21 protein-coding genes are annotated in these 23,642 nt (G+C 65.7%); 6 read left to right on the top strand and 15 right to left on the bottom strand.

All coding sequences use genetic code 11. From position 1 onward, the window contains the following. Positions 1-137: 137 nt before the first annotated feature. Together pssA and ilvC are read right to left on the bottom strand one after the other, a co-directional pair. Positions 138-1,016 carry a CDP-diacylglycerol--serine O-phosphatidyltransferase gene (gene pssA, locus HOP59_RS18690; RefSeq protein ID WP_234254951.1) on the bottom strand — a complete coding sequence of 293 codons (879 nt, stop codon included), beginning with the start codon at positions 1,014-1,016 and terminating at the stop codon, positions 138-140. 155 nt (positions 1,017-1,171) lie between these two features. Continuing rightward, complete coding sequence (ilvC, locus tag HOP59_RS18695; RefSeq protein ID WP_234254954.1) at positions 1,172-2,188, bottom strand: ketol-acid reductoisomerase; 1,017 nt, start codon at positions 2,186-2,188, stop codon at positions 1,172-1,174. Positions 2,189-2,367: 179 nt separating this feature from the next. Here ilvC and ilvY point away from each other — a divergent pair, with 179 nt between their 5' ends. After that, the gene (gene ilvY, locus HOP59_RS18700) at positions 2,368-3,255 is read left to right on the top strand and encodes an HTH-type transcriptional activator IlvY (RefSeq protein ID WP_234255208.1); all 888 of its coding nucleotides are present in this window, start codon (positions 2,368-2,370) and stop codon (positions 3,253-3,255) included. Between the two features lie 84 nt (positions 3,256-3,339). On the opposite strand, the gene ilvN is transcribed toward ilvY, so the two are convergent. The 5 genes from ilvN to rluD all read right to left on the bottom strand — a co-directional run bounded on the left by ilvN (position 3,340) and on the right by rluD (position 10,555). Further along, positions 3,340-3,831 carry an acetolactate synthase small subunit gene (gene ilvN / locus HOP59_RS18705; protein ID WP_010627682.1) on the bottom strand — a complete coding sequence of 164 codons (492 nt, stop codon included), beginning with the start codon at positions 3,829-3,831 and terminating at the stop codon, positions 3,340-3,342. Continuing rightward, complete coding sequence (locus HOP59_RS18710) at positions 3,831-5,555, bottom strand: acetolactate synthase 3 large subunit (RefSeq protein ID WP_234254956.1); 1,725 nt, start codon at positions 5,553-5,555, stop codon at positions 3,831-3,833. The genes ilvN and HOP59_RS18710 overlap by 1 nt, the downstream gene beginning before the upstream one ends. A gap of 514 nt (positions 5,556-6,069) precedes the next feature. Continuing rightward, positions 6,070-8,652: an ATP-dependent chaperone ClpB gene (gene clpB, locus HOP59_RS18715; protein WP_234254958.1), complete on the bottom strand. Its 2,583-nt coding sequence runs from the start codon at positions 8,650-8,652 to the stop codon at positions 6,070-6,072. 178 nt (positions 8,653-8,830) lie between these two features. Beyond that, positions 8,831-9,586, bottom strand: a complete 756-nt coding sequence (pgeF, locus tag HOP59_RS18720; RefSeq protein ID WP_234254960.1) for a peptidoglycan editing factor PgeF — start codon at positions 9,584-9,586, stop codon at positions 8,831-8,833. A gap of 9 nt (positions 9,587-9,595) precedes the next feature. Continuing rightward, complete coding sequence (gene rluD / locus HOP59_RS18725; RefSeq protein ID WP_010627677.1) at positions 9,596-10,555, bottom strand: 23S rRNA pseudouridine(1911/1915/1917) synthase RluD; 960 nt, start codon at positions 10,553-10,555, stop codon at positions 9,596-9,598. A gap of 118 nt (positions 10,556-10,673) precedes the next feature. Between rluD and HOP59_RS18730 the strand changes: the two genes are divergently transcribed. Continuing rightward, positions 10,674-11,495, top strand: a complete 822-nt coding sequence (locus HOP59_RS18730; protein ID WP_010627676.1) for an outer membrane protein assembly factor BamD — start codon at positions 10,674-10,676, stop codon at positions 11,493-11,495. Positions 11,496-11,570: 75 nt separating this feature from the next. Here HOP59_RS18730 and HOP59_RS18735 read toward each other — a convergent pair whose 3' ends face one another. After that, on the bottom strand, positions 11,571-13,202 hold the full coding sequence (locus tag HOP59_RS18735; protein ID WP_010627675.1) for an NAD+ synthase: 1,632 nt from the start codon (positions 13,200-13,202) through the stop codon (positions 11,571-11,573). A gap of 95 nt (positions 13,203-13,297) precedes the next feature. Here HOP59_RS18735 and HOP59_RS18740 point away from each other — a divergent pair, with 95 nt between their 5' ends. The 3 genes from HOP59_RS18740 (at position 13,298) to HOP59_RS18750 (ending at position 14,436) form a co-directional block, all read left to right on the top strand. Beyond that, positions 13,298-13,561: a PP0621 family protein gene (locus tag HOP59_RS18740; RefSeq protein ID WP_234251888.1), complete on the top strand. Its 264-nt coding sequence runs from the start codon at positions 13,298-13,300 to the stop codon at positions 13,559-13,561. Between the two features lie 115 nt (positions 13,562-13,676). Then, the gene (locus tag HOP59_RS18745; protein WP_234254961.1) at positions 13,677-14,204 is read left to right on the top strand and encodes a GspH/FimT family pseudopilin; all 528 of its coding nucleotides are present in this window, start codon (positions 13,677-13,679) and stop codon (positions 14,202-14,204) included. A gap of 25 nt (positions 14,205-14,229) precedes the next feature. Beyond that, entirely contained in the window at positions 14,230-14,436 is a 207-nt protein-coding gene (locus HOP59_RS18750) for a DUF3565 domain-containing protein (RefSeq protein ID WP_234254963.1), read from the top strand. 39 nt (positions 14,437-14,475) lie between these two features. On the opposite strand, the gene HOP59_RS18755 is transcribed toward HOP59_RS18750, so the two are convergent. The 6 genes from HOP59_RS18755 to HOP59_RS18780 form a co-directional block, all read right to left on the bottom strand. After that, positions 14,476-14,655, bottom strand: coding sequence for a PLDc N-terminal domain-containing protein (locus tag HOP59_RS18755; RefSeq protein ID WP_010627671.1), 180 nt, complete (start codon positions 14,653-14,655; stop codon positions 14,476-14,478). Between the two features lie 104 nt (positions 14,656-14,759). Further along, positions 14,760-17,081 carry an ATP-dependent DNA helicase gene (locus HOP59_RS18760; protein WP_234254966.1) on the bottom strand — a complete coding sequence of 774 codons (2,322 nt, stop codon included), beginning with the start codon at positions 17,079-17,081 and terminating at the stop codon, positions 14,760-14,762. Further along, positions 17,078-18,808 (bottom strand): VRR-NUC domain-containing protein, encoded by a 1,731-nt coding sequence (locus tag HOP59_RS18765; RefSeq protein WP_234254968.1) that lies wholly within the window; start codon positions 18,806-18,808, stop codon positions 17,078-17,080. The genes HOP59_RS18760 and HOP59_RS18765 overlap by 4 nt, the downstream gene beginning before the upstream one ends. 42 nt (positions 18,809-18,850) lie before the next feature. Beyond that, positions 18,851-19,891, bottom strand: coding sequence for an NAD(P)H-dependent flavin oxidoreductase (locus tag HOP59_RS18770; protein ID WP_234254970.1), 1,041 nt, complete (start codon positions 19,889-19,891; stop codon positions 18,851-18,853). Between the two features lie 2 nt (positions 19,892-19,893). Next, a complete protein-coding gene (locus HOP59_RS18775; RefSeq protein ID WP_234254972.1) occupies positions 19,894-20,886 on the bottom strand; it encodes a YihY/virulence factor BrkB family protein in 993 nt (330 codons plus the stop codon). 7 nt (positions 20,887-20,893) lie between these two features. Next, on the bottom strand, positions 20,894-21,421 hold the full coding sequence (locus HOP59_RS18780) for a retropepsin-like aspartic protease family protein (RefSeq protein WP_010627665.1): 528 nt from the start codon (positions 21,419-21,421) through the stop codon (positions 20,894-20,896). Between the two features lie 166 nt (positions 21,422-21,587). Here HOP59_RS18780 and HOP59_RS18785 point away from each other — a divergent pair, with 166 nt between their 5' ends. Next, complete coding sequence (locus HOP59_RS18785; protein WP_234254975.1) at positions 21,588-22,820, top strand: E22 family MetX-like putative esterase; 1,233 nt, start codon at positions 21,588-21,590, stop codon at positions 22,818-22,820. Positions 22,821-22,897: 77 nt separating this feature from the next. On the opposite strand, the gene HOP59_RS18790 is transcribed toward HOP59_RS18785, so the two are convergent. Continuing rightward, positions 22,898-23,590: a type IV pili methyl-accepting chemotaxis transducer N-terminal domain-containing protein gene (locus HOP59_RS18790; protein ID WP_234254978.1), complete on the bottom strand. Its 693-nt coding sequence runs from the start codon at positions 23,588-23,590 to the stop codon at positions 22,898-22,900. Positions 23,591-23,642 lie beyond the last annotated feature (52 nt).

The following is a 23,642-nucleotide window of genomic DNA, read 5'->3' on the forward strand; positions in this document are numbered from 1 at the left end:
GATGGCGAAGCGGTGACGAGACGCGGGCGAGTCAGCTATCCACAGCCGCTCGCAGGCGAGGGGCTGTGGATGGTTTTGCCCCAGGAGTGAAGACGACGACGCCCGCACGGGGCGGGCGTCGAAGATCACGCAGCCACTCAGCTCGAGGGCGGTGAGTGTTTCATCTTGCGCATGGCGGCAAGCGTCGGGCCGGAAGCCACGTAGGCGCCGAACAGCAGCAGCAACATCACCGAAGGCTCGACCGAGATCACTACGAAGCCGAGCACGATGGCCAGCAGTACCACGAAAGGCACCGGCCCCTTGAGATCGATTTCCTTGAAGCTGTAGTAGCGAATATTGCTGACCATCAGGATACCGGCGGTCGCCACCACGAACAGCATCAGCAGCTTGAAGCCGAAGGCCTCGGCATCGAAGCTGTGGAAGGTCCACACGCTGGCGGCCACGAAGGCTGCCGCCGAAGGACTGGGGAGGCCGATGAACCACTTCTTGTCGACGCTACCGAGCTGAACGTTGAAGCGCGCCAGCCGCAGCGCCGCACAGGCGACGTAGAGGAAGGCCACCACCCAGCCGGTCTTGCCGATGTCCTGGAGTATCCAGGTAAACGCCACCAATGCCGGCGCCACGCCGAAGGAGAGCATGTCGGAAAGGCTGTCGTATTCGGCACCGAAGGCGCTCTGGGTATTGGTCAGGCGAGCCACCCGTCCGTCCAGCCCGTCCAGCACCATGGCGATGAAAATGGCCACGGCAGCAGCGGTGAAGTCGCCGTTGATACCCGCCACCACCGAGAAGAAGCCGGCAAACAGGGCTGATGTGGTGAAGAGGTTGGGCAACAGATAGATGCCTTTGCGCCGCACCTTCTTGCCATTCTCGATCGACTCTTCGATCACCTCCGTCTCACGCACGAAGGCGGCAGCCAGATCCTCTTCGGCCGGCTGCTCCCTCTTGCCCTCAGTGGGGCAAGACTCCGGGGCATTGCGGGAATTGTCGTGCTCGGTGTTGCGGGGCTCCTGACTCATTCGTCTCGTCCATTGCCAGAATGGGTTCACCCGAAGGTATTAATCACCATTCTACACCGAGATATCGCAGCGGACAGTGCACATGCGGACCACCAGAACGCCAAGGGCGCGGAAAATCCGCGCCCTTGGGTGCAACACATGCGCCAAACGGACAGTCAGTTCTTGGACTTGTCCACCAGCTGGTTGGCCGCGATCCACGGCATCATGCCACGCAGCTTGGCACCCACCTGCTCGATCTCATGCTCGGCATTGAGGCGACGACGGGCAGTCATCGAGGGGTAGTTGGTGTTGCCTTCCTGGATGAACATCTTGGCGTACTCGCCGGTCTGGATGCGCTTGAGTGCGTTGCGCATGGCCTGGCGGGACTGCTCGTTGATCACCTCGGGGCCGGTCACGTACTCGCCATACTCCGCGTTGTTGGAGATGGAGTAGTTCATGTTGGCGATGCCGCCTTCGTACATCAGGTCGACGATCAGCTTGAGCTCGTGCAGACACTCGAAGTAGGCCATCTCCGGTGCGTAGCCCGCTTCGGTGAGGGTTTCGAAGCCTGCCTTGACCAGCTCGACCGCGCCGCCGCAGAGAACGGCCTGCTCACCGAACAGGTCGGTTTCGGTCTCGTCCTTGAAGGTAGTCTCGATGATGCCGCTGCGACCGCCGCCAATGGCTGCGGCATAGGAGAGCGCAAGCTCCTTGGCCTTGCCGGAAGCATCCTGATGAATGGCGATCAGGTCGGGAATACCGCCGCCCTTGACGAACTCGGAGCGCACGGTATGGCCCGGCGCCTTGGGCGCGACCATGATCACGTCGAGATCCTTGCGCGGCTCGATCTGGTTGTAGTGGATGTTGAAGCCGTGGGCGAAGGCCAGGGTGGCGCCCTGCTTCAGGTTCGGCTCGATCTGATTTTCGTAGATCGCCTTCTGATTTTCGTCCGGCGCCAGGATCATGACTACATCAGCCGCCTTACACGCTTCTTCGACGCTGGCAACCTTGAGGCCGGCAGCTTCGGCCTTGGCCGCGGAGGAAGAGCCCGAGCGCAGCGCGACGGTGACGTCGACACCGGACTCCTTGAGGTTGTTGGCATGGGCGTGACCCTGTGAGCCGTAGCCCACGATGGTGACCTTCTTGCCCTGAATGAGGGAGAGGTCACAGTCCTTGTCGTAGTAGACGTGCATGCGTATTGCTCCTGAAGCGAAGATTGGCGAAGTGTCGTGTCAGCGTTGACGGCCACCCGCGCCGTCTGTCGCGGCGCTGGGAGTCGGCTCTTTCGATGTGGCTACCTTAACGCCATGCACATGTTGCGTAAAACGCTATATTTGCAACACGACATGCCATCATGTGCAATAATCACTCGATGGACATGCGCCCCCTCAAGCAGTTTCTCTCCCTGGCCGATACGCTGCACTTCGGTCGTGCCAGCGAGCTTTGTCACGTCAGCCCTTCGACGCTCTCACGGACGATCCGCCAGCTCGAAGAGACGCTCGATGCGCCGCTGTTCGTGCGCGACAACCGCCATGTCGCCCTGACCCGCCAGGGCCAACTCTTTCAGCAATATGCTCGTGAGGCATTGCACCAATGGGAGTTGCTGCGCCACGCCCTGGGCAGCCAGGCCGGCGAGCTTGCCGGTGAAATCAGCATCTACTGCTCAGTCACCGCCAGCTACAGCTTCCTCTACGACCTGCTCAGCGACGTCCGTCAGCGCCATCCGCGTATCGAGCTCAAGCTGCATACCGGCGATCCGGCGGAATCGATGGGGCGGGTGCTGGCCGGCGAGGAGGACATGGCCATCACGCCGCGACCCCGCAGCATGCCGGCCGGACTGGCCTTCAAGTCGCTGACCCGCTCACCGCTGGTGTTCATTGCCCCGATGGCCCAGGCCGAGTGGGTTCCCGCCACGCCCGACTCCCCTTCCATCGGGCAGTGGCGCAACGTGCCGATGATTCTCTCCGAGGCGGGACTGTCACGGGAGTATACGGACACCTGGTTTCGCGCTCTGGGCGTGCCACCCAGCATCTACGCCCAGGTGGCCGGTCACGAAGCGATCGTCAGCATGGTGGGGCTCGGCTTCGGCATCGGCGTGGTGCCGCGGATCGTGCTCGACAACAGCCCCTTGGCCCAGCGGGTGCGGGTACTGCCGGTGAAACCCGAGCTGCCCCATTACGATGTCGGGCTTTGCGTTCTCCACCGCCAGTTGAAGAGCCCTCTGATCCAGGCGTTGTGGGACGAAGTCGAGGAGCGCTGACAGAGCCAGCCAACAAAAAGCCGCCCCGTAGGGCGGCTAGACATACTGCAGAAGGTAGATTTACGTCACGAACGCAGTCGTAACTCAGAGCGAAAGCACCTTGTCGCCGCGGGCGATACCCGACACCCCGGTCCGCGCCACTTCGAGAATCCCCACCGGCCCCATGGCCTGCAGGAACGCATCGAGCTTGGGAGCGTCCCCGGTAATCTGCACCGTGTAGAGGCTCGGCGTGACGTCGACGATCTGTGCGCGGAAGATGTCCACCGTACGTTTGACCTCATCGCGGGCCGCCCCCAGCGCCTTGACCTTCACCAGCATCAGCTCGCGCTCGATGTGGTTGCCCTCGGTGAGATCGACCAGCTTGATCACGTCGATCAGCTTGTTGAGATGCTTGGTGATCTGCTCGATCACCCGGTCGTCACCGACGGTGGTCACGGTCAGCCGCGACAGCGACGGGTCCTCGGTGGGCGCTACGTTGAGCGTCTCGATGTTGAAGTTGCGCTGCGAGAACAGCCCTACCACGCGAGACAGTGCGCCCGGTTCGTTTTCCATGAGAATCGAGATGATATGGCGCATCAGGTCCGCTCCGTCTTGGAAAGCAGCATGTCACGCATGGAGCCGAGGGGCACCTGCATCGGATAAACGTGCTCGCGCGGGTCGACGATGACATCGACGAACACCAGCTCATGCTTGTCGGCGAAGGTGCGTTCCAGCGCCGGGCGCAGCTCGTCCATCGTCTCCACCCGCAGCGCCGTGAAGCCATAGGCCTCGATCAGCTTGGCGAAATCCGGCAGCGACTCCATATAGGAGTGGGCGTGGCGGGACTTGTAGTTGAGATCCTGCCACTGGCGCACCATGCCCAGCGAGGCATTGTTCAGATTGATGATCTTGACCCCACCACCGAACTGCTTACAGGTGGAGAGCTCCTGCATCATCATCTGGAAACTGCCTTCGCCGGTGACACAGATGACCTGCTCGTCCGGGAAGTTCTGCTTGATGCCCATGGCCGCCGGAAAGCCGAAGCCCATGGTGCCGAGCCCGCCCGAGGTGATGAAGCGGTTGGGCTTGTCGAACTTGTAGTACTGGGCGGCGAACATCTGATGCTGGCCCACGTCGGTGGTCACATAGGCCTCACCGCGGGTGATTTCGCACAGCGCCTCGATCACCTCCTGAGGCTTGAGCTGCTCGCCGGGCTTCGAGGGCTCGTAGAGCTTGCCGCGACGCTCCTCGCGCCAGCCATCGATCTTCTGCCACCACTCGGTCAGCGCCTCGGGATGGCCGATCTCCTTGCCCTGCACCAGGCTGATCATCTCGTCGATGACGCTGGCCGCCGGCCCGACGATGGGCACGTCGGCACGCACCGTCTTGGAGACGGAGCTGGGGTCGATGTCGACATGGATGATCTTGGCCGTGGGACAGAACTTGGAGGTGTTGTTGGTCACGCGGTCGTCGAAACGCGCGCCGATGGCGATGATCAGGTCGGCATGGTGCATGGCCATGTTCGACTCGTAGGAGCCGTGCATGCCCAGCCAGCCCAGACACTGCCTGTCGCTCTGCGGATAGGCCCCGATACCCATCAGTGTGGTGGTGATGGGGTAGCCGAGCCGCTTGACCAGATCGGTGAGCCCTTCGCAGGCACGCCCGGTGATGACCCCGCCGCCGGTATAGAAGACCGGCCGCTTGGCCTTGAGCATCATCTCCACGGCTTTCTTGATCTGGCCAGTATGGCCCCGCGCCACCGGGTTGTAGGAGCGCAGCTTGACCTTCTTCGGATAGACGTACTCGTAGCGCTCGGTGGGAGCGGTCATGTCCTTGGGAATGTCCACCACCACCGGGCCGGGTCGACCCGTCGCGGCCAGATAGAAGGCCTTCTTCAGCACTTCGGGAATCTCGGTCGGATGCTTGATCGAGAAGCTATGCTTCACGATCGGCCGCGTCACGCCGATGATGTCGGTTTCCTGGAAGGCGTCGTCGCCGATCAGGTGGCTCATCACCTGCCCGCACAGCACCACCATGGGTATCGAATCCATGTAGGCGGTAGCGATGCCGGTGACGGCGTTGGTGGCACCGGGGCCGGAGGTGACCAGTACCACGCCTGGCTTGCCGGAGGCCCGGGCATAGCCATCGGCGGCATGGGTGGCCGCCTGTTCATGGCGCACCAGGATGTGCTTGACCTTGTCCTGACGGAACAGTGCATCGTAGATATGCAGTGCCGCGCCGCCGGGATAGCCATAGATGTATTCGACGCCTTCATCCTGCAGGAATCGGGCGATCATATCCGCGCCGGAAAGCAATTCCACTTGTGTATCTCCCCTGGAGGTCTCGAGTGCGATCCGCGCCCTTGATGGGCACGGGTTCGAGTGCGGCGGTATGCCGCTGTCGGCCGAGCCGACACCTGATGCCAAACCCTGGCATTTAGCCCTGTTGGGGCCTGCACTCTCATCGGGAACGCACTGGGCCGATCGCGCTAGCGGTAGCCGGGCGTTCCCATCACGGCGGATCGCCGCGTCGGGGCATTGGCCAGAAGCGGCGGTTGGCCGCATCCGGTAGTCCTTCGGCGGGTAGAGGCCAATGTGGCCTACCCTTCGCGCGGGGATGGGGGGTTGCCCGCTGGAATCCGCGCCCGCAAATCAGGAACGCTCAAGATTCCAACAGCCTTGCGGAAGTGTCAACCGTGAGCCGCCACACGGAGGCTGAGGAGATAAAAAAAACCCGCCGGCTAGTGCGGGCGGGCAAGGGGGGTTACAGGACGCAACCTACTAGTAGTGTAGCCGTTTGCTGGATCGAGCAGCGGCCAATACGTAACGTTATGTATCAGCGGTGGAACACCAGTTTTTCCTCTTCCACCTCGACGTGAATGGTGTCGCCGGGAGCGAAGCGGCCGGCCAGCAGATCCTGCGCCAGCGGGTTCTCGATACGGCTCTGGATCGCCCGCTTGAGCGGCCGCGCACCGAATACCGGATCGAAGCCCGCCAGGGCAAGCTGGGCCATGGCCTCGTCGCTGACCTCGAGCTGCATGCCATGCTCGGCCAGACGTGCCCGCAGCCGGTCGAGCTGAATGCCGGCAATCGCCTCGATCTGCGCCTGACGCAGGGCGTGGAACACCACGACCTCGTCGATGCGGTTGATCAGCTCGGGACGGAAGTGCATGCTCACCACGTCCATCACCGCCTGCTTCATCTCCTCGTACTTGGTGTCGTCTCCGCCAAGACGCTGGATGATGTCCGAGCCCATGTTGGAGGTCATCACGATCACGGTATTGCGGAAATCCACCGTGCGCCCCTGGCCGTCGGTGAGGCGTCCATCCTCCAGCACCTGCAGCAGGATGTTGAAGACGTCGGGATGGGCCTTCTCCACCTCGTCGAGCAGCAACACCGAGTAGGGCTTGCGCCGCACCGCCTCGGTCAGATAACCGCCCTCCTCGTAGCCGACATAGCCGGGCGGCGCACCGATCAGCCGCGCCACGGAGTGCTTCTCCATGAACTCCGACATGTCGATACGCACCATGGCCTCTTCGGTGTCGAACAGGAAGTTGGCCAGCGCCTTGCACAGCTCGGTCTTGCCCACCCCGGTGGGACCGAGGAACAGGAACGAACCGTTGGGCCGGTTGGGATCGGCGAGCCCGGCGCGGGAGCGACGCACGGCGTTGGCTACTGCAGTGACCGCCTCCTCCTGGCCGATCACGCGCCGGTGCAGCGCCTCCTCCATGCGCAGCAGCTTGTCGCGCTCGCCCTCGAGCATCTTGGCCACCGGGATACCGGTCCAACGCGATACGACCTCGGCGATCTCCTCCTCGGTGACGCTGGAGCGCAGCAGCTTGTGCTTCGAGGTATCGGCCTCGGCTTCGCTGGACTCGGTGATCTTCTTCTCCAGCTCGGGAATTACCCCGTAGCGCAGCTCCGACATGCGGGTCAGGTCACCCTTGCGCTGCGCCTGCTCCAGCTCGATCTTGGCTTTTTCGAGTTCCTCCTTGAACTGCCCCGCCCCCTGGATGCTGGCCTTCTCGGCTTTCCAGATCTCATCGAGGTCGGCATACTCGCGCTCGAGTTCATCGATCTGCTCCTGCAGGCTTTCGAGGCGCTTCCTCGAGGCTTCGTCGGTCTCCTTCTTGAGATGCTCGCGCTCCATCTTGAGCTGGATCAGGCGGCGGTCGAGGCGATCCATCTCCTCGGGCTTGGAGTCGAGTTCCATGCGAATGCGCGACGACGCCTCGTCGATGAGGTCGATGGCCTTGTCGGGCAACTGGCGGTCGGTGATGTAGCGGGTCGAGAGCTTGGCCGCGGCGATGATGGCACCGTCGGTGATGTCGACCTTGTGGTGTACCTCGTAGCGCTCCTTGAGCCCGCGCAGGATCGCCACGGTATCCTCTTCGCTGGGCTCGTCGACCAGCACCTTCTGGAAGCGCCGCTCCAGGGCGGCATCCTTCTCGATGTACTTGCGGTACTCGTCGAGGGTGGTGGCGCCCACGCAGTGCAGCTCGCCGCGGGCCAGCGCCGGCTTGAGCATGTTGCCAGCGTCCATCGCGCCCTCGGCCTTGCCGGCACCGACCATGGTATGCAGCTCGTCGATGAACAGAATCACCCGGCCCTCTTCCTGGGCCAGCTCCTTGAGTACCGACTTCAGGCGCTCCTCGAACTCGCCGCGGAACTTGGCCCCGGCCAGCAGCGAGCCCATGTCCAGCGACAGCACGCGCTTGTCCTTGAGCCCTTCCGGCACCTCGCCGTTGACGATGCGCTGGGCCAGCCCCTCGACGATGGCGGTCTTGCCCACGCCGGGTTCGCCGATCAGCACCGGGTTGTTCTTGGTGCGCCGCTGCAGCACCTGGATGGTACGGCGGATCTCGTCGTCGCGGCCGATCACCGGATCGAGCTTGCCGTCGGCGGCACGCGCGGTGAGGTCCAGGGTGTACTTCTCCAGCGCCTCGCGGCTCTCCTCGGCGTTGGGATCGTCGACCCGCTCGCCGCCACGCACGCTGTCGACTGCCTGCTCCAGCGCCTTGCGGGTCACGCCGGCCTGGGTCAACAGCTTGGTCACCGCATGGCTCAGCTCCAGCGCAGCGAGCAGCACCAGCTCGCTGGCGATGTATTGATCGCCGCGCTTCTGCGCCTCGCGGTCGGTGAGGTTGAACAGCTTGATCAGGTCCCGCGAGGGCTGTACCTCGCCGGTGAACTGGGAAACCTTGGGCAGGTCGTCGAGATGCCCGACCAGGGCGTCACGCAGCCGTGCGGCGTCGCCGCCGGCCTTCTGGATCAGTGCCTTGATGCCGGTGTCACGGGCATCGAGCAGCGCCAGCAGCAGGTGGCCGGGCTCGAGCTGGTTGTGACCACGGCCTACGGCCAGCGACTGGGCGTCGGCCACGGCGTTCTGCAGCTTGGCGGTGAACTTGTCGAAACGCATTCGCTTTCCTCCATCGGGGTGGCGGCGCGTTCGGACGCGCCGCTTGGCCCTGTCGTATCGTTGACAGATTCAATGGAGTCAGCGTGGCCGGCTTTCAAGTCGCCGGCCAGGGAAAGGAAGCGAAGGTTGACGTAGATCAGAGCGGCCCCGGAAGCCGCTTACCGATATGCAGGAATCTTCATCTCAACCAGATCACGCTGGCCATGCGTCCGGTCTTGCCGTTGTCGCGGCGGTAGGAGTAGAAGCGGGATTCGCAGGCGGTGCAGAAGTGACCCCCGCTGATATGGGCGACTCCCAGCCGCTCCAGGCGCAGACGGGCGAGCTTGTAGAGATCGGCCATGTAGTGACCCAGGCGATAGGGGCTGGGGTCGAACGCCGCCGCCGCTTCGGGATGGATGCCGACGAACGCCCGCTGCACCTCGGGACCGACTTCGAACTGGGCATTGGAGATCGCCGGCCCCAGCCAGACCATGATCTCTTCCGAGGGCACGCCGAGCGCAGCCACCGCCGCCTCGAGCACGCCGCCGGCCAGGCCGCGCCAGCCGGCATGGGCCACCCCCACCCGGGTTCCCGTGCGGTCGCAGAAGAACACCGGCAGACAATCGGCGGTGAGCACCACGCAGGCGTGGCCGCGGTCGAAGGCCACCGAGGCATCCGCCTCGGGTACGCTGTCGGTATAGCTCGACTGCACCCGGGCACCATGCACCTGCCGAAGCCACAGCAGCGGCCGCTCGTCGTCGATCTCATCGGCCAGCAAACGGCGGCACAGCGCCACGTGAGCCGGATTGTCGCCCACCTGATCGGCCGGATTGAAACAGGCGAACTCCCCCTGGCTGGGGCCGCTCTCGCGGGTAGTGACGAACGCGCCGACATTGGCCGGCGCCGGCCAGTCGGGTTCGATCAGGGTCGGTTGCAGGTGGGGGGCATCGCTCATCCAGGCTCCTCAGCGCATGACCTCGTGGTCGTCACGCAGATAATCGATCAACAGCAGCAGATCGTCGGGCAGCGGCGCCCGAAACTCCACCGTCTCGCCGCTGGCAGGGTGCAGAAAAGCCAGCTTGCGGGCATGCAGTGCCTGCCGGGGAAACTCCCGCAGCAGCGTCTTGAGCTCCTCGCTGGCTGCGGCCGGCAGCTTGAGGCGTCCACCGTATACCGGATCGCCCACCAGCGGGAAGCGCCGATGGGCCAGGTGCACGCGGATCTGGTGGGTGCGACCGGTCTCGAGCCGGCAGCGCACGTGGGTATGGGTGCGGAAACGCTCGACCACCCGATAGTGGGTCACCGCCGGCTTGCCGCTGGGGTGGACCGCCTGGCGCTTGCGATCCTTGGGGTGGCGGCCAATGGGAGCATCCACGGTGCCGCCGGAGGTCATCACGCCGACGCAGACCGCATCGTACTCGCGTGACATGGTGCGGGCCTGCAGTTGCTCCACCAGGGCGGTCTGGGCCGCCAGCGTCTTGGCCACCACCATCAAGCCGGTGGTGTCCTTGTCCAGCCGGTGCACGATACCGGCACGCGGCACGGCGGCGAGACCGGGGCAGTGATGCAGCAGGGCATTGAGCAGGGTGCCATCGGGATTTCCGGCGGCTGGGTGAACTACCAGGCCGGCCGGCTTGTCGATGATCAGCACCTCATCGTCCTCGTGGACGATGTCGAGAGGGATGTCCTCGGCCTCGAAGCGAGTCTCCTCCTCGAGCGTGGCCACCAGCTCGAGCCACTCGCCGCCGGCCATCTTGTCCTTGGGCTTGCCCGGTCGGCCGTCCACGGTGAGTGCGCCCGCCTTGATCCAGCCCTTGAGCCGCTCGCGGGAATGGTCGGCAAAGAGTTCGGCGGCGGCCTGGTCGAGACGGCTGCCGGCCAGGGAGATGGGCACACGCTGCTGGGCTTCCACGGTCTGGGGCATGATGGACTGTCGTTGGAGAGCATCCTCGGACTGCGTTTTGGCGCGAGGTGCTTTATAGTGGACGGGTTATGGCCAATTCTACCATGGCCGACACGAGTTGTTAGATACGAGGATCACGATGCGCGTTTCCCCCATCGCCACACGCCTTGTCGCCCTGCTTCTGGCCGCCGCCCTGATCACGGGCTGTGCCGGCAGGTCTGGCACGGAAGAACAAGACGAATTCGAAGGCGTCGCCGAACAGCAGCTCTACGACGAGGCGCGCGACGCGCTCGAAGGCGGCCGCTACACCACCGCTATTACGCGCCTCGAGGCCATCGATACGCGCTATCCCTTCGGGCGTCATGCCGAACAGGCTCAGCTCGAGTTGATCTACGCCTACTACCAGACCCAGGACTGGGAAGCCGCCCGCGCCGCAGCCAGCCGCTTCATCCGCCTGCACCCCACTCATCCGCAGGCCGACTATGCGCTCTACATGCGCGGGCTGTCTTCCTGGCAGGCGGGTCGCTTCAGCCTCGAGCGCCTGCGCCTGATCGACATCTCCAAGCGTGACCTGGGCGCCTCTCGCGACGCCTACTCCGACTTCCGCGAGCTGGTATCGCGCTACCCGGCCAGCGAATACGCTCCCGACGCCGAGCAGCGCATCGTCTACCTGCGCAACGTGCTGGCCCGTCACGAGCTGCACGTGGCCGACTTCTACCTGCGCAAGGGCGCCTATCTGGCCGCCGTGGAGCGCGGCCGCTGGGTCGTCGAGAACTACCCGGAAGCCGAGGCCACCCGCGATGCGCTGGCCGTGATGGTCGAGGGCTACCTGGGGCTCGACATGCGCGACCGTGCCCGCGAAGTGCTGCAGGTGCTGATCGAGAACGATCCCGGCAACGAGCGCCTGCGGGGTCGCACTTTCCAGCCGCAGCACGTGCGCGCCCAGTCGCTCTCCGCCTGAGCCCGTCAGCCCCGGCTGGAAACCAAGAACCCGCGAGCTTGCTCTCGGGTTCTTGCGTTGGGCGCTCCGGCTCGGTCAGTCGCCGGGCTGCCAGCCGTTGACGATGGGATAGCGGCGGTCGCGTCCGAAGCCGCGCGGGGTCACCCGTACGCCAACCGGCGCCTGCCTCCGCTTGTACTCGTTGCGATCGACCAGCTTGACCACCTGGTAGACGTCATCGCGCTCGAAGCCGGCCTCGATGATCGCTTCGGCGCTCATGTCGCCCTCGATGTAGCGCATGAGAATGGCATCCAGCGTATCGTAGTCGGGCAGCGAGTCGGTGTCCTGCTGCCCCGGCGCCAGCTCGGCCGAGGGCGGCCTGGTGATCACCCGCTCGGGAATTGCCGGCTCCTGCTCGTTGCGCCAGCGGGCCAGACGATAGACCCAGGTCTTGTAGACGTCCTTGAGCGCATTGTAGCCACCCACCATGTCGCCGTAGAGCGTGGCGTAGCCCACCGCCATCTCGCTCTTGTTGCCGGTGGTCAGCACCATCAGGCCCTTCTTGTTGGAGATCGCCATCAGCAGCACGCCGCGACAGCGCGACTGCAGGTTCTCCTCGGTGGTATCGCGCTCGGTGCCGGCGAAGGTGTCGGCCAGGGTGGCCATGAAGGCGTCGACCATCGGCTCGATGGGCAGCACCTCGTAGTGCACACCGAGCAGCCGGGCCTGCTCGGCCGCATCCTCCTGGGACATGTCGGCGGTATAGCGGTAGGGCATCATCACCGCATGCACCCGCTGCGGCCCCAGCGCATCCACGGCGATGGCCAGGGTGAGGGCCGAGTCGATGCCGCCGGAAAGCCCCAGCACCACGCCTTCGAAGCCGCTCTTGTTGACGTAGTCGCGCACGCCGCTGACCAGCGCACAGTAGAGACTCTCCTCGGGCTCCTCGAGGGATTCGATCTCGCCCTCCACCGGTGCCCAGACGCCATTCTCCTGCACGAACTGCACCGGCATCAGCCCCGCCTGCCAGTAGGGTGCCACGACCCGCACCTGGCCACCGGCATCGACGCAGGCCGAGCCGCCGTCGAACACCAGCTCGTCCTGACCGCCGATGGTGTTGACGTAGACCAGTGGCAGCGACACCTCGGCGGCTCGCTGCTCGAGCAGGCGCAGGCGTTCGGCCGGCTTGTCCTGGTGATAGGGTGAGGCATTCAGCGTGACGACGATGTCGGCGCCGGCATCGCGTACGGCACGCACCGGCGCGCCGTCCCACAGATCCTCGCAGATCAGCACGCCGAGCTTGGCTCCCTTGTGTTCCAGGACCAGACTCTGCTCTCCGGTGGCGAAATAGCGCCGCTCATCGAAGACCTGATAGTTGGGCAGCACCTGCTTGGCGTATTCGCCGATCCACTCACCGTTGTAGAGCAGCCCGGCCAGGTTGTAGCCGAGCCCTTCGCGGCGGCCGGGATAGCCGATGATCACCAGCACGTCGCGGGACATCTTGGCCGCCATGCGCGAGCGCGCCTCACGCAGGCGGGTCTCCATGGAAGGACGCAGCAGCAGATCCTCGGGCGGATAACCGCTCAGGAACAGCTCGGGGAACACCACGATGTCGGCACCGTGTTCGATGCGTGCCTCGCGCACGGCCTCGATGGCACGCTCGGCGTTGCCGGGAATGTCACCCACCAGCGGGTCCAGCTGCGCCATCACCAGCGTCAAGTCTTGCATGGGCGTAGGAATCTCTTGAGAATCGATGTCATGACATTGTCCCGCAAGGGCGTCCGGCTGGCAAAGCCGCCAACCCAGAAGGGAGCCAGAAAAGGATGAACCTATTGCTCATTCGCCTGATCATCTTCGCCGTGCTGTTCTTCGCCGGCCTCAAACTCTATCGCATGTACCGCGAGTGGAAGCTCGACCGCGAAGGGCAATTGGAGGATGCATCGCACCAGGAAGGCAATCAGATGGTGCGCTGCAGCTGGTGCCAGGTGCACGTGCCGGAGAGCGAGGCGCTGCGCGAGCAGGGCGAATGGTTCTGCAGCAGCGCTCATCGCGACCGTTACCTGCAGGAACAGCGCCCCGAGGAGTAAGCTGTCAGGCCATAGCGGCAATCGCCTACAGTTTCCATCGGCGATGACTGATAGACGCTCTGCCCAGCTCGACTAGAGTGGATGCCTCATTGAGGAGACCACCCTGGAGAGCGCCATGGATGCGGCTCACGCCCCGGTTTTCACCGCCCCACGCCAACGTGGCCTGACCCTGATCGAACTGCTGGTCGTCATCGTCGTGGCCGGTATCCTGATGGGCTGGGCGGTGCCCGGCCTGCAGGCGATGAACGCCCGCCAGGAAGTGGTCGCCGAAGCGCACCGTCTGCGCATGGCGCTCTCGCTGGCACGCAACAGCGCCATTACCCGACGCAGCACGGTCATCGTCTGCCCCAGCCCGGACCGGCAGCGCTGCCACATGGACGACTGGAGCGCCCCGCTGGTCATCGTGCTCGGCCCGCTGTCGGGTGAAGACTTCGCCCCGGATGCCCTGCTCAGGGTGCTGGAGGCCGGCCGCGGCGTCAGCGTCAGCTATCGTCAGGATGGCAAGCCGGTGCGCTTCACTCAGTTGGGCCGGTCGTCGGGGCACAACGGCACCTTCCACATCTGCGGTCGGCATGGGCAGGGCGCCGAGCTGGTACTGAGCAATTTCGGTAGAGTGCGCGCAGGCAACGCCATCGATTGCTGACCCCGCACATCTGACGAGCAGAGAGATGCGTCAAGCCATCGTAGGTTACCACCGGGACGACGAAGGACACTGGGTCGCGGAGCTGGCATGTGGCCACAACCAGCACGTGCGCCATCAGCCGCCCTGGATAGAGCGCCCCTGGGTCACGACCGAGGCCGGGCGGCGTACACGCCTAGGCCTCGAACTCGAATGCCAGAAATGCGAGCGGGGCGAGCCGCGGGACAATCCATGACCCGGCCCCGCCCCATGACACTGCTCCTCTTAGAGCCCGCTACCCCTTGGGTCCCATCAGCAGCCAGATGATCAGCCCCACCAGCGGGAACAACAGCAATACGATGATCCACAACAGCTTGGCAATGGGGCCGGCCGGGCTCTTGGCCACCTTGACGATGGCCCAGACCAGGATGATCAGCCAGATCAGACCCAAAAGGCCGCCTACTTCGATTCCCATCAGACATCTCCTTGTCCAGCGGTCGGTGTTGTTCAAGAAGTAGCACGCAGCTGTAAAGGTAACAATCCGAAACTGTTACGCCAGGTAATATCAGGTAACTCATCTCAGCCGAGCTGCCACCAGTCGGGGAATAGCCGGCGCACCTCCGCGCGCTGAAAGCGATCGTCCATCAGCACCAGCGTGCCGCGGTCCTCGGGGCTGCGAATCACCCGACCGGCGGCCTGAATCACCTTGATTAGCCCCGGTATGCGATAGGCGTAGGCATCGCCGCTGCCGAACCGCGCCTCCAGCCTGGCCTTGAGGGTCTCGTTGAAGGGATCGAACGGCGGCAGGCCGAGGGTGGCGATGAAAGCCCCGATCAGCCGCTCGCCGGGCAGGTCGATACCCTCGCCGAAGGCCCCGCCCAGCACCGCGAAGCCGATGCCCTGCCCGCCCGCACGAAAGCGGGCCAGGAAGGCGTCGCGCTCGTCTTCGCGCATGCCGCGGGTCTGACACCAATGAGGCAGTTCGGGGTGGAGCCGCGCCAGTCGCTCCGCCGCCGCCGCCATGTAGGCGAAGCTGCTGAAGAAGGCCAGGTAGAGCCCCGGCTGCCTGCGGTACTGCCCGGCCAGCTCGGCGACGATGGGCTCGAGCGAGGCCTCGCGGTCGCGCAGACGGGTCGAGATACCGCCCGGGATGCGCACTTCGAGCTGATCGCTGCGAAACGGCGAGGCCACCGACTGCCACACACAGTCGTCCGGCAGCCCGAGCAGGTCGCGATGGTAGTGGGCCGGCGACAGCGTGGCCGAAAACAGCACGCAGCTGTGTGCCTGGGCGAAACGCGGGGCCAGGAAGTCGGCCGGTATCAGGTTGCGCAGCCCCAGCACCGCGCGCCCGCGGCCATGGCGTGAGAGGTCGCACAGCGAGTGTTCGCCGAACGACTCGGCCAGACGGCCGAAGCCGAGGGCATCGAACAGCCGCTCCTGCAGCACCGGGTCGGCGCCGCCGGGATGCTCGGCCAGATAGTCGCCGATCGCCGTCGCCACCTGCTGCAGCGCGCCGACCAGGCGGCCGGGCAGGTCATCGAGTACTTGGTAGGCGGGGCGGCCCCGCTGCCCTTCGTCGGCGCCGCCCTGCTCGCGCACTAGCGCCTGCCACTGGCGCATCAGCCGGCCGAGGGGCTTCACCAGGGGCGCAGGGGCACTGCGGTGCAGCGTCGCGAAAGCGTGCTGATCCAGCTCCCCGCTGTACATGCCCCGGGCCCGCTCCACCAGGTTGTGGGCTTCGTCCACCAGCAGCGCCAGGCGCCAGCCGTTGGCCTGGGCCAGACCGTGCAGCAGCGCCGAGACATCGAAGTAGTGGTTGACGTCGCCCACGCAGACGTCGCTCCAGCGCGCCAGCTCCTGGCCCAGGTAGTAGGGGCAGACGTCATGCTCGAGGGCCACCTCGCGCAGCGCTTCGCGGTCGAGCCAGCCACGCTCGGCTGCGGCCTGGCGCGCGGCGGGCAGCTTGTCGTAGAAGCCGGCGGCCAGCGGACAGGCATCGCCGTGGCACGCCTTGTCCGGGTGTTCGCAGGCCTTGCTGCGCGCCGTCAGCTCCAGCACCCGCAGCGGCAGGCGCCCCTCCCCGTCCTCACCGCAGTCGCTGGCCGCCCCCAGTCGCGCCAGCGCCTCCAGCGCCAGACGCCGTCCCGGGGTCTTCATGGTCAGGAAGGCAAGCCGGTCGATCCGCCGGCGCGGCATCGCCTTCAGGGTCGGGAACAGCGTGGCCACGGTCTTGCCGATGCCGGTAGGCGCCTGAGCCAGCAGGCAGCGTCCGGTGGCCGCCGCCTTGTAGACGCTCTCGGCCAGCTCGCGCTGCCCGGGACGAAACTCGGCGTGGGGAAAGCTCAGCCCGGCCAGGGCGGTATCGCGGGCCTGGCGATGGCCTGCCTCCTGCTCGGCCCAGCTCAGGAAGCGCTCGCACTGGGCCTCGAAGAAGGCGCTGAGCTCGGTGGCGCTGGCCTTCTCGGTCAGCAGGGTCTCGCGCTCGCTGCCGATATCGAAATAGACCAGCGCCAGGGTCAGCGAAGCGAGCCCCCGCTCGGCGCACAGCAGCGCCCCGTAGACCTTGACCTGGGCCCAGTGCAGGGTCCGCTGATTGGCGGGCATGCGCGAGAGGTCGCCGCGATGGGTCTTGATCTCCTCGAGGCGGTTCAGCGCCGGGTCGAAGCCGTCGGCCCGACCGCTGACCGCAAGGCCGCGGTAATGCCCGCTCAGGGCCAGCTCGCGCTCGTAACGCTCGCCGCGACGCCCCGCCACCAGGGCGTGGCCGGCGATGCCTTCGCGAGCGCTGGGCGAAGGAGTGAAGCGGAGGTCGAGATCGCCCTCGCGGGCGGTGAAGTCGCACAGCGCCCGCACCGCCACGCGATAGAGCGGCGCTTCACCGCTCGTCGCGGCAGCGCTCATGACGCCCCGCCCTGCTGCCAGGTGACGTGACAGACCATCGCCTCGATGCCCTGGGCCTGGAAGAACGCCAGCCAGCGCCGCTGGTTGTCCTGCAGCCTGTCGCCGGGCCCCTTCACCTCGATCAGGCGATAGCGAGGCTCGCCGCTGGCCGCGCCGGGCAGGAACTGGATCAGATCGGGCAGACCGGCGCGATTGGCCTTGAGATCGGCGAGCAGGCGCTCGAAGCAGGCCCGCAGGTGGGTCGCCGGAATAGAGGCCAGCGCCTGCTCCAGCAGCCCCTCGTCGAGCACGTCCCAGTAGACGAAGGGCGAGGCCACACCGCGCTTCTCGTGCCAGACGCGCCATATCGCCTCACCGTGGCTGCCGTCGTCGAGACGCGCCAGGCAGGCGGCGAACCGCTCGCGCCGGCGCGCGACGAAGTCGTCGCGATAGAGATCCACCGGGCCGACGTGGAAGGGGTGGAAGAAGGCACCCGGCAGCGGGGCGAACAGTGCCGGCCAGCAGAGCAGGCCGAACAGGCCGGTGAGCAGCGCGTTCTCGACGTAATGAGCCGGTGCTTCGGGGCGGTTCAGGTGTTCGGCCACGGCCCGCTCGACGCCGATCGCGCCGGCCATCGGCAAACAGAGATCGAGACGCCGAACGGCAGCGTCGGGCTCGCGGCTCGGTGGTGCCAGCTCCAACCGCCGACACAGCCTGGGCAGCAGGCGTGCCAGCGCCTGGCGCTCCTGCTCGCCGACGGCCGCTGCCCATGCCCGGCTGGCCAGCGCATGAGCCTGACGATATTCACCCAGCCGCTCCAGCAGCCGCAGGCGGCGTATGCGCGCCTCCACCTGACCGCCCGCGCCCTCGCCACTTTCGACATAAAGCCTCAGGGCCAAGGCTTCCTGCCCGCTTCGTTCGGCGGCCTGGCCCAGCAGGAACGCCAATTTGCCTCGCCGCTGCGCCAGCCAAACGTTCTTTTCCGGCACGCTCGGCAGTTCGGCCACCAGCGCCGCGAGCGGTTCGCCCTGCTCCAGGCGCTCGCGCAGCACGTGCAGTGCCAGGTAGGCATCGACCTCTTCGCGATGCTGGAAGGCGCGGGAGCCCGGCGTCAGCTCGACTCGCTCGAAGCGTTGCAGGCCGAGCTCGGCGAGCACGAACTCGGCCCAGTCCTGGCGCAGGTTGCCGAAGAACATCAGCCGCAGGCGGTCGCACCAGGGCATGACCGTCAGCCGCACGATGCGCTCGCCGTTCAGGGCCTCCCTCGTCTCCGGCCACCATTCGCTCAGGCTCTTCGCCTGGAACTCTTGCACCGACAACGCCTCGCTGATTGCCGTCTTGCTCGCTCCGGGAGCGAGCCCCGCCGCGGCGATCTCCGCCTTCAGCGCCCGGCGCAGTTCGGCCAGGCGCAGCAGACGAAACAGCTCGGCGAACCCCAGCTCGGGATCCGCTTCGACCCAGCCGGCATCCACCAGCGGCGCCAGGGCGCGCTCGGTGTCGCCGATCTCGGGGTAGACGAGCCTACCGGTACGAAAGAGCTCTCCCTTGCGCATCACCATGCGCACCAGCAGCGCCTGGGACGGCTGCGGGAAGGCGTCGAACGTGGCGAGAAGACCACGCTCCTCCCGGGTCAGCAGGTCGGCGTGATGCGTGCCCACCCAGCCCAGGACGAAACGGAAGTTCGCCAGGTAGTAGAAGGGGTCGTCGAGGGAGGCCGTAGCTGCAGCGGAGCCTGAAATACTGTTCATGCATCCATGATATCAGTCTCACCGCCTCCCGCCAGCTCTGCCTCAGCTAAAACCTGCGGCGAGAGCGCGCACCACCTCGGCCGCCGGCACGTCACGACAGCTGCTGGCGTTCTGTCCGGCCCACAGCGGCGAGAAATCGGCGCTGCCCGCGGCCTCGGCGGCACTGCGCAGCGGGGCGATGGCGGCAGTGGCCAGCGGGAAGGCCGGTGCCGCCTCGCTGAGCGGACCCTGCTCGCGCATCAGCCGGGTGACGATGCCCCGCGCGGGGCGCCCCGTGTACAGGTTGGTCAGCGCCGTATGGCGCGCGGCCTCGCTCTGCAGCGCGCGGCGATGCAGCGCCGAGGTGGTGGCCTCGGGGCAGCACATGAAGGCGGTGCCGACCTGTACCGCTTCGGCACCCAGCGCCAGTGCTGCCGCCACCCCACGCGCATCGGCGATGCCCCCGGCGGCGATCACCGGCAGCGACACGGCCGCCACCACCTGCGGCAGCAGGGCAAAGGTGCCGAGCTGGGTGGTGACGTCCTCGTCGAGGAACATGCCACGGTGGCCTCCCGCCTCCAGCCCCTGGGCGATGATCGCATCGGCCCCATGGGCCTCGAGCCAGCGTGCCTCCTCGACGGTGGTGGCAGACGAGAGCACCACGGCCCCCCAGCCCTTGACCCGTTCGATCAGCGCCGCCTCCGGCAGGCCGAAATGGAAGCTGACCACCTCGGGGCGGAAGTGCTCCAGGGCATCGCACGCCGCCTGATCGAACGGACGCCGCCCGGGACCGGCCGGCACGCTGTCGATATCGAGGCCGTACTCGGCGTAGTAAGACGCCAGCAGCCGATGCCAGCGCGCCAGCCGCGTCTCGTCCGGCACCGGCGACGCATGACAGAAGAAGTTGACGTTGAGGGGCCGCGCGGTGGCGGCGCGAATGCGCTGGAGCTCATCCACCATGGCCTCGGGTGTGAGCATGGCGCAGGGCAAGGCGCCAAGCCCTCCCGCCTCGCTCACGGCCACGGCCAGCTCGGCGCCCTGCACGCCGGCCATGGGCGCCTGAAGAATGGGAAGCTCCATGCCGAGCCGGCGAGTCAGATTCATGGTCATTTTCCCTGCTCTCCCTGCTGTCGTTTGTTGCGCTGCCAGGGGCGTTTCTGCCCCAGCGTGTCGGCGGCGTAGGCGCCCCGCTCGCCCATGGGCCGGGGTTCGCCAACCGTGGTATCGCGCTTGGTCTGGCGCTCCATTTCAGCGTTGATCTCGGCGCCCAGCAATACGACGAACGAGGAGAGCCAGAACCATAGCATCAGGATCACCACCGCCCCGAGCGAGCCATACAGCTCATCCATGTTGGCGAACTGGCTCACGTAGAGCGACAGACCGCCGGAGCCGAGCAGCCACAACAGCGTGGCCACCAGGGTACCCACGCTGACCCACTCCCAGCGCGGCGAGCTGCGATAGGGGCCATAGCGATAGAGCACCGCGATCACGAACATCATCAACAGCAGCAGGGCCGGCCAGCGTAGCCAATTGATCAAGGTGACCACGGGCCCCTCCAGGGCCAGCCAGCCGACGACCAGCGGAAACAGCGCGACGACGCCGATCGCCCCGAGCGAGATCACGATCAGCCCGATGGTCAGCGTGGCCACCACCAGCATGCGATGCACGAAGCCGCGCCGTTCCTCCTCGCCATACACCACGTTGAGCCCAACCAGCAGACCGCGCACCCCCTTGGATGCCACGAACATCGCCACCGCCAGGCCGAACAGCGCCGCCAGACTGAGCCCAGTGTCGGTATTGGCGCCGACCTCCTCGGCCTGTTCGGTAATCAAGCGAGCCCCACCGGGCGGCATGAAACGGCCGAGTTCAGCGATCTGCTCAGCCAGCTCCACCGGATCGAAGGCCAGCGCCCACAGCGAGATGACCGCCGCCATGGCGGGAAACAGCGACAGCAACGAATAGAAGGCGATGCCGGCTGCCAGCATGTTGACGTGATCGTCCGCAAGCTGCTCCTTGACCCGCCAGATCACGTCCAGCCACCCCGGAGCGGGTATCTGGTTCGGCTTGCCGGCCTTGCGGCCTCTCAGTTCCTTTGACATGACATCCTCAGGGCTGCTGCGCCGGGCGCAGTATCATGCGGGCATCGCGAATCTCGATGTCGAAACGATTGAGGAAACTCATCCCCAGCAGCGCCACCTCGCCCTCGAGCCCGGGGCTGATGGAGCCATTGACGTTGGTGGCAGTGAAGCCACCCAGGCTGACCTCGTCGAGCCGAGTAAGATCGCCGCGTACACGCCCGTTGGCGGTGTTGAACCAGGCCGAGCCGGCACTCTGCAGGCCAAGCCGCTCGGCGAACTCGGCAGGTACGGCCACGTAGGTGGCACCGGTATCGAGCAGGAACTCGATCGGCTCACCGTTGATACGTCCGGTGGCGACGAAGTGACCGGAGCGACTTCGCTCCAGCACGATCGGCTCGTCGGAGCCGGTCACGGCATTGACCAGGTGCGCGTTGGGATTGCGCTGTTGCTCCAGAAAGCCGTGGAACCACCAGCTGCCAACGCCGATGAACGATACCCAGAACAGCAGCATCATGCCCATGCCGGCGCGCCTGATAGAACCGTTCTGTCGGTTCATGTCTTCTCTCCCGGTTGGCAGGCTTCGCCCGCTTTGACACTTTGGGTCTGGCTGTCTGTACTGAACGGCGCTGCGTCGCCCTTGGCTGCGCTTCGACGACTCTCGCTTCAATGACGTCTATCGATTCAATAACGTCCATCTATTCAATAACGACAAGGATAGCCACATGCACGACCGCATCGAACATTCGACCATGATTGCTCGCCGCCATTCCCCCCTCGCCCCGGCGCTGATCGGTGCTGCCATGATCACGGCCCTGCTGGCCAGCATGCCGCTGGCGGCATGGGACGGAATGGTGGAAAAGCAAGTCTTCGAGATGGACGAATACACCACCGTCGGCGGCGACACCATCGCACCGGTGCGCATCGGCTGGGAGGCCTATGGCACCCTCAACGAGGAGAAGGACAACGTCATCCTGATCACCCACTTCTTCTCCGGCACCAGTCATGCCGCAGGCCGCTACGCCGAAGACGATGCGGCACCCGGCTACTGGGATGCCATCATCGGCCCCGGTAAACCACTGGATACCGACGAGTACTACATCATCGCCTCGGACACCCTGGTCAACCTCAACGCCCACGACCCCAACGTCACCACCACCGGACCGGCTACTCCCAACCCCGAGACCGGCGAACCTTGGGGCACCGACTTCCCGCTGGTCACCATTCGCGACTTCGTCGAGGTACAGAAGGCCCTGCTCGAGAGCCAGGGCATCGAACGGCTGCATGCCGTGATGGGGCCTTCCATGGGAGCGCTGCAGGCCTACGAGTGGGCCAGCGCCTATCCCGAGCGGGTCGAGCGGCTGGTCCCGGTGATCGGCGGCGGCGTTGCCGACCCCTGGCTGCTGGCGACCCTGAGCGCCTGGGCTGCCCCCATTCGCCTGGACGCCAACTGGAACGAAGGCGACTACTACGACGGCGAGCCACCGCTGGACGGGCTGCGCGAAGCGCTCAAGTTGGTGACGCTGAACGCCAACCACTGGCTGTGGGCCAACGAGACCTTCGACCGCAGCTGGGCCGACGAGGACGCCGATCCGGCCCGTGAGCTAGACGCGCGCTACGCCATCGAGCAGACCCTCGACGACATCGCCGCCGCCCGTGCCGAACTGGCCGATGCCAACCACCTGCTCTATCTGGTCAAGGCCAACCAGGCGTTCATCGCCGGCCACGGCGAAAGCCTGGAAGAGGGGCTCGCCCGGATAGAGGCGCCCACCTTGATCCTCTACAGCGAGAACGACCTGGTCTTCGCCCCGGAAGGCGTACGCAAGACCGCCGAGCTTATCGAAACCGGTGGAGCTGAAGTGGAGCTGATGACCCTCGAAGGCAAGCGTGGCCACCTGGACGGCGTACTCGGCATCGATCAGGCCGGCGAACGCATCCGCGCCTTCCTGGCCGAGTGAAGCACGCGGTCGCTACCCGCCTAGCCGAGTAGCGACCGCATCAGCAGATAGCCCCCCATGGCCAGCCGGCCGACGCTTCAGGACGCGGCATTGCCCAGTGCCTCGCGGGCCAACTTGTCGATCTCGCCCGTGATCCCGGACAGCTCGGTTGCAATCACCGAGAACGCTCGGCCGGCCTGACCGGCACTCGAGGCGACGATCTGCGCATTGAAGGAGACGATACGCGCCTGGCGCGCAATGGCGGTGATCGTGCCGAGCAGCTCACGCGCCTGGCCCCGCAGGGCCATGGAATGGCGCTGAGAGAGTTCCTCGTAGATCAGGGTCAACTGGTTGAGCACCGCAAGCAGCGGCGTGGCCGAACGGATCAGCTCATCGAGCCAGATCTGCACCTCACCGCCAGCTTCGAGAGCGCTCAGCACACGTTCGGCCAGAGCCATGAACTCAGCGATGATGCGATCACCGTCCAAGGCCCCGTAATAGGCCTCATGCAACTCCTCGCAGAAGACCCCGGGATGTCCATTCTTGCCTTCGATAAGGGCAAGGTGCGCGTCGCGGAACAATTTTAGTGCATCGCGCGCCGTATCCAGCGCTTCCGAGTGCCCTTGGGCGGCCAGCACGGCATAGAGCACCAGACGCTGAGACGTGAAGCGCCGGCGCCCCGACAGGTTGATCAGGCCGGCGAATACCTCCCCCGAAAGGTCGGCCTGTATCGGCCGGGCGATCGGTTCACGAGGAGCATCTAAACGTGGGGCAGTGACATCACTGGGCATCGGCTTCTCCTGACTGGCTATCCATCACGATACCGAGTACAAGCGAAATCCG

Origin of the sequence: Billgrantia aerodenitrificans, assembly GCF_021404405.1 — a bacterium.
Lineage (GTDB): Bacteria > Pseudomonadota > Gammaproteobacteria > Pseudomonadales > Halomonadaceae > Halomonas > Halomonas aerodenitrificans.